Raw genomic sequence first — 7,315 nt, 5'->3', positions numbered from 1 at the left:
AGCTCATTAATTGAAAGTAGCTCAAGTAGTAAGTTAAGCTCATCAATTGAAAGTAGCTCAAGTAGTAAATCAAGTTCATCAATTGAAAGTAGCTCAAGTAGTAAGTCAAGCTCATCGATTAAAAGTAGTTCAAGCAGTAAGTCAAGCTCATTAATTGAAAGTAGCTCAAGTAGTAAGTCAAGCTCATCGATTAAAAGTAGTTCAAGCAGTAAGTCAAGCTCATCGATTAAAAGTAGTTCAAGCAGTAAGTCAAGCTCATTAATTGAAAGTAGCTCAAGTAATAAGTTAAGCTCATCAATTGAAAGTAGCTCAAGTAGTAAATCAAGTTCATCAATTGAAAGTAGCTCAAGTAGTAAGTCAAGCTCATCGATTAAAAGTAGTTCAAGCAGTAAGTCAAGCTCATCGATTAAAAGTAGTTCAAGCAGTAAGTCAAGCTCATCAATTGAAAGTAGCTCAAGTAGTAAATCAAGTTCATCAATTGAAAGTAGCTCAAGTAGTAAGTCAAGTTCATCAATTGAAAGTAGCTCAAGTAGTAAGTCAAGCTCATCGATTAAAAGTAGTTCAAGCAGTAAGTCAAGCTCATTAATTGAAAGTAGCTCAAGTAGTAAGTCAAGCTCATCAATTGAAAGTAGCTCAAGTAGTAAATCAAGTTCATCAATTGAAAGTAGCTCAAGTAGTAAATCAAGTTCATCAATTGAAAGTAGCTCAAGTAGTAAATCAAGTTCATTAATTGAAAGTAAGTCAAGTTTATCATCAATTGAAAAAAGAAAGAACGTCACTTTAGCAGAATCAAGTAGGCGAAGTAAGGATAGCCAAAGTAGCGTGAAGAGAGAAAATTTACCGCAAACAGGTGAAAAGAATAATGAATGGATTGTCCTTGGATTATTAATTTTATTAGTTATGTCTTTAGTGTATATAAAAATATAATATAAATCATAGGCGAAACTCAATTTTTTAATTGAATTTCGCTATTTTTAATACTCATTTTTAAGAAAGGAATGAAAAATATGAGTGAATATTTAATTCCAAAAGCTTCAACTTTTGGTAAGTTGTTATTTCAAGGTAAAGGCGAAGAAGTTAAAACAAATCGACATGTAACGGCAGTTAAATATAATGTAATTTCAGAAAGGCAAAAAGATTTATTAGAAGTACAAATTCCAGTGATTGCGGGATCAAAAGCATTTGCTCCTGATACGGAAGTTGAATTAGTTGAACCTAAGTTAGAGCCAGCTGGTCAAGCTACAAATGATAATTGAGCAATTAGTTATTGGTGTTTAAGTGCAAAAAATATTGTGAAGAAAGGAGAATAACAATGACAAGATACATGACTTTTAAAGACGTCATTGCTGTTGACATTAATCAAACTTTTGGTGAGTTACAATTCTTACAAAGTAAAGGGCAAAATATCAGAACCGATGAAAACGGTGAGCTAACTGGATAAATTAAAATTATGAGAATAAAAATATTTTTAGATATGTAAAAGAAATTTTACAAGCTAGGAAGTGATATACTTAAATTAAGTGTTTAATTTTTAAGGAGTAATTATAATGAAATTCAATATTCATGATTATGTAAAAAAGCATTATGAAAATGGAGATTATAATAATGCCTATTCATCATATAATTCTCATTCTTATACTTATAAGTATAAGAATGTTACGAGAAATAAGTTAAGTGATTTTGAATTAGGGTATGCAAAGGGATTATCAGATAAATTTAATCGCTTTAAATTTGTTTCATTAAAGCTTTTGACACGAATTAATAAACTTTTCAATGGGAAATTGAATGAAATTATTGATTACCTTGAAGGTTATAAAGAAGCATATCAAAGTAGTAGTAAAGGAGAGAAATGATGAAAAAAGCATTGTTAGTAATTGATTTGCAGAATGGGGTTTGTAAAGATGGGAAAATTTATAATTACAGAAATGTAATTGAAAGTATTAATAATCAAATTGATCAGTTTCATTTAAGTACTGATCCTGTAATTTTTATTCAACATAAAGATGAAGATTTAATACATGGATCATTTGAATGGAATTTAATTTCTGATTTGCATAATAATGATAATGATTATTATATTGAAAAAATTCATGCTGATTCATTTTATAAAACTAATCTTCATGAATTATTAAGACGTCTCGATATAAATAGATTGCAAATTTGTGGAGCTCAAGTTGAGTATTGCGTTGATACAACAATTAAAGTAGCACATGATCTTGGCTATCAATTAACTATGGTTCATAATTCTACAACTACTTTTGATAATGAATATTTAAAAGCTAATAGAATGATTAATTTTTACGAAAATATTTGGAATAATAGATTTCTTGATTTTATAAAATAAAATTAAATAATTAGTTTATGAAACGAGTTTGGAACTCGTTTTTATTTTTATAATTTTGATGTTTATGAAAGGAATGAAAAACATGAATGAATATTTAATTCCAAAAAATTCTACTTTTGGTAAGTTGTTATTTCAAGGTAAAGGTGAAGAAGTTAAAACAAATCGACGTGTAACGGCGGTTAAATATAATGTGATTTCAGAGCGTCAGAAAGATTTATTAGAAGTGCAAATTCCAGTGATTGCAGGATCTAAAACTTTTGCTCCCGATACAGAAGTTGAATTAATTGAACCTAAGTTAGAGCCAGCTGGACAAGCTACGAGTGATAATCGAGCAATTAGTTACTGGCGTTTAAGTGCGAAAGATATTGTGAAGAAAGGAGAATAAATTATGACAAGATACATGACTTTTAAAGACGGCATTGATGTTGATGTTAAACAAACCTTTGGTGAGTTACAATTCTTACAAAGTAAGGGACAAAATATTGGAACTGATGAGAACGGTGAACCAACTGGAGAAATTAAAGACCGCCGGTATGAAGTTTTTTCAACTGCTCAACGTCAAGCCTATACGGTAGTTTTGCCAGCTGACACAGTAGAAAAAGATTTTGCTTTTCGTCAAAAAGTTAAGCTAATCAATCCAGAATTTACTAATTATGCGATTCCGAATAATAACTTTTTACCACGAGTTGGAATCCGCATTACTGCTGATGATTTAATAGAAGATAAGAGCATTGATAAGGTTACTAAACCAAGTAATCCAGCGGATACAAAGAAATAAGGTGAATTAAATGTTCCATTTGAAAGGAATTAGAATTCGGCAATTTCATCGTAATATCATTTTATGGTATTGCTTATTAATGGAATTGCCGTTTTTAGTTGGTGGGATTGCGTTAATGCTATGGGAACATGCCCGTAGTCCCACTAATTTTTTATCGGCTAAAAACGTAATTTTACCATTGATTATTATTTTCTCAGGGTTAATTATTGTTGTATTTGCTTATAAACACAGCGAAATAAAAAATGGTTTCTTTTCAAGAGTTAAACATCGTCAATTACTAGCACGTATGATCGTTGATAATAAATTGTATTTAACTAAAACAAAAGTAAATAATCAAAAGCGGGAGAAGATTATTTATTTTCCTAAAGTTTATTATCAATATAAAAATCAAGTAATAACCGTAAGGTTTCCAATGGATTTACAAAAGAATCAGGATAAATTTAATCATATTGGCGAACAACTTGAACAAGCCCTTTATGGTGATTTGTTTGAAGTGCGTGATGAGAAAGGCTATAAAGCCTATCGTTTAAACACAAATACGATTAGTAAACGAATTCAAATTGAAGATATTCACGCTGATAATGGCAAAATTGAATTAATGAATGGCTATGTCTGGGACTATAATAAGTTTCCGCATGCCTTAATTGCTGGCGTTACTGGTGGTGGTAAAACATATTTTTTACAGGCTTTGCTTAAGGCATTTCTTGATTTAGGGGCTGATTGTTATGTTTGTGATCCAAAAATGTCAGATTTATCACAATTAGATCAAGCACCAATTCTAAAAGAAAAAGTTTTTGCAACCAGTGGGCAAATCGGTAAATGTATTCGTGAATTTTATGAAGCTATGGTTGAACGTCAAAAGGAATATCAACAAAAATTAGCTGATTCCGGTGAAATCGGTAAAGATTATCGGTCTTTCAATATGCAACCGAAGGTTTTATTCATTGATGAATATGTCGCTTATTTAAGTAATTTAGAATATAAGGAACAAACTAAAGTCTTAGGACAGTTGAAACAGATCATTCTGTTAGGACGTCAATTAGGTTTCTTTTTAATTGCGGGTATGCAACGACCAGACGCTAAATACTTTGAAGACGGTATGCGTGATCAATTTGGATTGCGGGTTACTTTAGGTCAAATGTCTTCGTCTGGTTATACGATGATGTTTGGTGAAAATGAAAAAGATTATAAGGTGCAACCTGATAATATCCGTGGTTGGGGCTATGCTTCGATTGGTGGTGCTGATGTCCGAGCATTTTTTGCACCCTTTGTAAGTAAGGAGTTTTCTTTCTTAAGTTATTTAAAGAGCTTGCCGGTGAACGCCGAGAAGCGGGGAGCCGGAGGCGACAGCGGAGCGAGGTCAGGGACTGACCAGCGAACGGCGGAAGCCGGCAAGTGAGGTGCGTTAGCACCTCACTTAAAGTTTAACCCCCGAATGCTAACAGGGGGGTAACCTGAACCAAAACACGAAGACGAAATCAAGCCAGAATGTAGTTATATCAATTAATTCAGCGGTTTTAAATTTGGCGGTTTTAAAAATGCAAATCCGCCAAAATGAAGTCTAATTAGTTGAGTTTAAAGAAATGGGGTGAAGTAATGAAAGATGAAAATAATTGGGACGCTGATTTTATCAGAAGTTTACGTCTTAATAAAGGTTTAACACAAAAACAAGTGGCTCAATCAGCTAATGTTTCTTTACGGACGTATGAACGTTTTGAATCAGGAGTTTCGCCTACTAAAAAAACTTTAGTAAAAATCAAAAACTTTTTTGTTGATTTAATTAGTCATGATACCAAAATGGAAGTTCTAATTGATTATTTAAGAATCAGACTACCAACACATGATTTAAAAGTGATCTTTGATGAAATCCTACGGATTAAACAAAAAGATTTTGTTAGTGAAGATGTTCACCGTTACGGTTATCTTGACCGTTTCAGCCTAGATATGATTAAAGTTTATGAATCTGCTCAAGGTGATCCCCGGGGGAGTTTAATTGAGTTATCCGGTCAAGGTTGCCAACAATTTGAAGCCTATTTAAAGTATCAAAAGCGTAGTTGGTTTGACTTTTTAAGTGATTGTTTCGCTCATTATGGTAATGTTACTCGCATTGATTTAGCCATTAATGATTATAAGGAAGCGATCTCATTAAATAAATTATTAGAAAAAATGAGACGTGGCGAATATCGTAGTAAATTTAAGAGTACTAGTTATCACGGCGGAATAAAACGTTCTGATGATGAACAAGATCATGATACCGGAATCACGCTTTACTTTGGTTCAATGCAAAGCGATTTTTATGTTTGTTTTTATCAGAAAAATTATCAATTAGCACATCAAAAACATCTTAAGCCACAAGATATTGATATTAAAAATCGGTATGAATTACGTTTCATGGGAAAAAGAGCGCAAAACATGGTCAAACAAGTTTTAGAAAGTGAAACTGACCAAAAAGACCAGTTGCTATTAAATTTAGTTTTTAGTTATATCAAAAGCTATGTTACTTTTTTAACGCCAAATGGTAAAGAAAAACATCATTGGGACATTTACCCACCATGGAAAGTTTTTTTAGGTGATGTCGGTTCAATTAAATTTGTAACTGAACCGCAAGAAATGACTTTTGAAAAAACGAGAGCGTGGTTATCTTATCAAGTTATGCCCACGATTAAAGCCTTAAAAATGATTGATGACACTTTAGGGAGTGATGAAGTTGGTAGTATGTTACGCCAAGCTAAATTAAAGGAACGGCAAAGAAAAATGATCAAGACGATTCTTGATCCTAGTTCATAAAAGATACTGGAACGCAAGTTCTAGATTAAATTGAGGTAAGATGTGATTTTTAGTATAATAGTTAATGAGATAAGTTGAAAAGCGGTGGCCTTCAAATCCCAGAAGGGAGGTGATGCCAATGAAAAGCTGAATTCATTGGTCTATCTCCTCCTAAAGAAAGGAGGAGAAGGCAGTGTCTGTCTACCAGGCACTTTGCTTGATGATTGCGGTCTTCACCGCAACCATTGCCTTAGTGCAACTGATCATTGAGTTGATCAAGCACTTTAAATAAGCAAAATAAAAACCGCTCCTCAACTTTGATTGAGTAACGGTTTGATTTTTAAAAGTTACTTGGTCACCGCTTTAAACGGATCTCATAGGAAGATGTGTACCAGCCCATCTTCCTTTTTTATTACAACTATATTATTACATCTTTCTTAATCAGTTTCAAGTGAAAGGTGTGAGAAAAATTAAACTCGGTAAATTTGAATTTAAGAAAAAAGAGAAACGTGAACCTGATAAAATCCCCGTTCATCGTAAAAAAGTGAAGATGAAGTCAGCAAAAATCATTGTATTAATTGCAATGGTTTTTATTTTTTCTTCGGGAACTTTAGCGTGGATTAAGTCTTGTGTGGTACAACAACAAAATGAAAAACTCCAAAAACAAGTTTCCACTTATCAAAAGAAATTAGATAATGCGTCAACGGGAATTAGTGCTTATAGTCCGTTATTAGATCATTATATGCAAGACTTTTTAGGCGTTTATATGAATATTCCAAATAATGCTGATGAAATGAAAAAGCGCAATAAGGAACTAAAACAGTATTTAGCAACTAATTTAAACGGAACAATCAAGGCTTCTGATGATAGTCAAACTTTAGAAAGTGCCATGCTTTACAGCGTGTTTACTCAAAATGGTGTTAAAGTTGCACAATATCAAGTTAATTATACGCAACATACTAAAGATAAAAAAGATTATCAACATTCAGATTACTTAAATATTCCCTTTAAAGAAAAGAATCATCAATTTACGGTCGTTAGCTATCCTTATTTTGCTAAACCAGTTGACCCCGTGGGGCATGTCGGACGTTTAAAGACTAATTATAGTAGTCAACAAAATAATCATACTAAAACCGTAAGTGCGGTTAGTGATTTTACAAAATCATTTTTAGATAAATACGCAAGTTCTTCGCCTAAAGAAATGAGCTTTTTAATGGCTAAGCCGGAAGGCTTAAACGGTCAATTTAAAGTTGTTAAAGTAGAAAATCTAACCGTTTATGGTAGTAAGGAAAATCCAGTTGTCCAATGTTTAATCACTTTACAAAATAGTAATACTAATATTCAACAACTCGAAAATGTAACTTTAAGACTTCGTCAACAAAGTCGGACATATTTTGTTGATGAATTTATTCATGATCAAGGAGGAA

Annotated in this window: 10 protein-coding genes; all 10 read left to right on the top strand. The window is 32.4% G+C overall.

The window, feature by feature from the left end:
- Window positions 1-927 (top strand): LPXTG cell wall anchor domain-containing protein (locus ACWCL1_RS08810; protein WP_454546544.1); only part of this gene is annotated, 927 nt, incomplete at its 5' end.
- A gap of 80 nt (window positions 928-1,007) precedes the next feature.
- A complete protein-coding gene (locus ACWCL1_RS08805; protein ID WP_454546543.1) occupies window positions 1,008-1,256 on the top strand; it encodes a DUF961 family protein in 249 nt (82 codons plus the stop codon).
- A 56-nt stretch (window positions 1,257-1,312) separates the two neighbouring features.
- Window positions 1,313-1,441, top strand: a complete 129-nt coding sequence (locus ACWCL1_RS08800; protein WP_454546542.1) for a hypothetical protein — start codon at window positions 1,313-1,315, stop codon at window positions 1,439-1,441.
- Window positions 1,442-1,547: 106 nt separating this feature from the next.
- Entirely contained in the window at window positions 1,548-1,853 is a 306-nt protein-coding gene (locus tag ACWCL1_RS08795; RefSeq protein ID WP_454546541.1) for a hypothetical protein, read from the top strand.
- Window positions 1,853-2,344 (top strand): cysteine hydrolase family protein, encoded by a 492-nt coding sequence (locus ACWCL1_RS08790; RefSeq protein ID WP_454546540.1) that lies wholly within the window; start codon window positions 1,853-1,855, stop codon window positions 2,342-2,344. The genes ACWCL1_RS08795 and ACWCL1_RS08790 overlap by 1 nt, the downstream gene beginning before the upstream one ends.
- Window positions 2,345-2,426: 82 nt before the next feature.
- Complete coding sequence (locus ACWCL1_RS08785) at window positions 2,427-2,729, top strand: DUF961 family protein (protein WP_454546539.1); 303 nt, start codon at window positions 2,427-2,429, stop codon at window positions 2,727-2,729.
- A gap of 3 nt (window positions 2,730-2,732) precedes the next feature.
- Entirely contained in the window at window positions 2,733-3,122 is a 390-nt protein-coding gene (locus ACWCL1_RS08780; protein ID WP_454546538.1) for a DUF961 family protein, read from the top strand.
- 10 nt (window positions 3,123-3,132) lie between these two features.
- Window positions 3,133-4,521 carry a helicase HerA-like domain-containing protein gene (locus tag ACWCL1_RS08775; RefSeq protein WP_454546537.1) on the top strand — a complete coding sequence of 463 codons (1,389 nt, stop codon included), beginning with the start codon at window positions 3,133-3,135 and terminating at the stop codon, window positions 4,519-4,521.
- A gap of 170 nt (window positions 4,522-4,691) precedes the next feature.
- Window positions 4,692-5,909: a replication initiation factor domain-containing protein gene (locus ACWCL1_RS08770; RefSeq protein ID WP_454546536.1), complete on the top strand. Its 1,218-nt coding sequence runs from the start codon at window positions 4,692-4,694 to the stop codon at window positions 5,907-5,909.
- Between the two features lie 439 nt (window positions 5,910-6,348).
- The coding region (locus ACWCL1_RS08765; protein ID WP_454546535.1) for a conjugal transfer protein at window positions 6,349-7,315 on the top strand (967 nt) is incomplete at its 3' end.

The sequence above is a fragment of the Ligilactobacillus sp. LYQ135 genome (genome assembly GCF_053711055.1).
The sequence above is the reverse complement of the archived record's forward strand: the minus strand, read 5'-3'. Positions and strand labels throughout refer to the sequence as shown.

What these genes read in the sequence shown, in the direction of transcription:
- ACWCL1_RS08805 (WP_454546543.1), top strand. Translation starts at nt 1,008, where the DNA reads ATGAGTGAATATTTAATTCCAAAAGCTTCAACTTTTGGTAAGTTGTTA.
- ACWCL1_RS08800 (WP_454546542.1), top strand. Translation starts at nt 1,313, where the DNA reads ATGACAAGATACATGACTTTTAAAGACGTCATTGCTGTTGACATTAAT.
- ACWCL1_RS08795 (WP_454546541.1), top strand. Translation starts at nt 1,548, where the DNA reads ATGAAATTCAATATTCATGATTATGTAAAAAAGCATTATGAAAATGGA.
- ACWCL1_RS08790 (WP_454546540.1), top strand. Translation starts at nt 1,853, where the DNA reads ATGAAAAAAGCATTGTTAGTAATTGATTTGCAGAATGGGGTTTGTAAA.
- ACWCL1_RS08785 (WP_454546539.1), top strand. Translation starts at nt 2,427, where the DNA reads ATGAATGAATATTTAATTCCAAAAAATTCTACTTTTGGTAAGTTGTTA.
- ACWCL1_RS08780 (WP_454546538.1), top strand. Translation starts at nt 2,733, where the DNA reads ATGACAAGATACATGACTTTTAAAGACGGCATTGATGTTGATGTTAAA.
- ACWCL1_RS08775 (WP_454546537.1), top strand. Translation starts at nt 3,133, where the DNA reads ATGTTCCATTTGAAAGGAATTAGAATTCGGCAATTTCATCGTAATATC.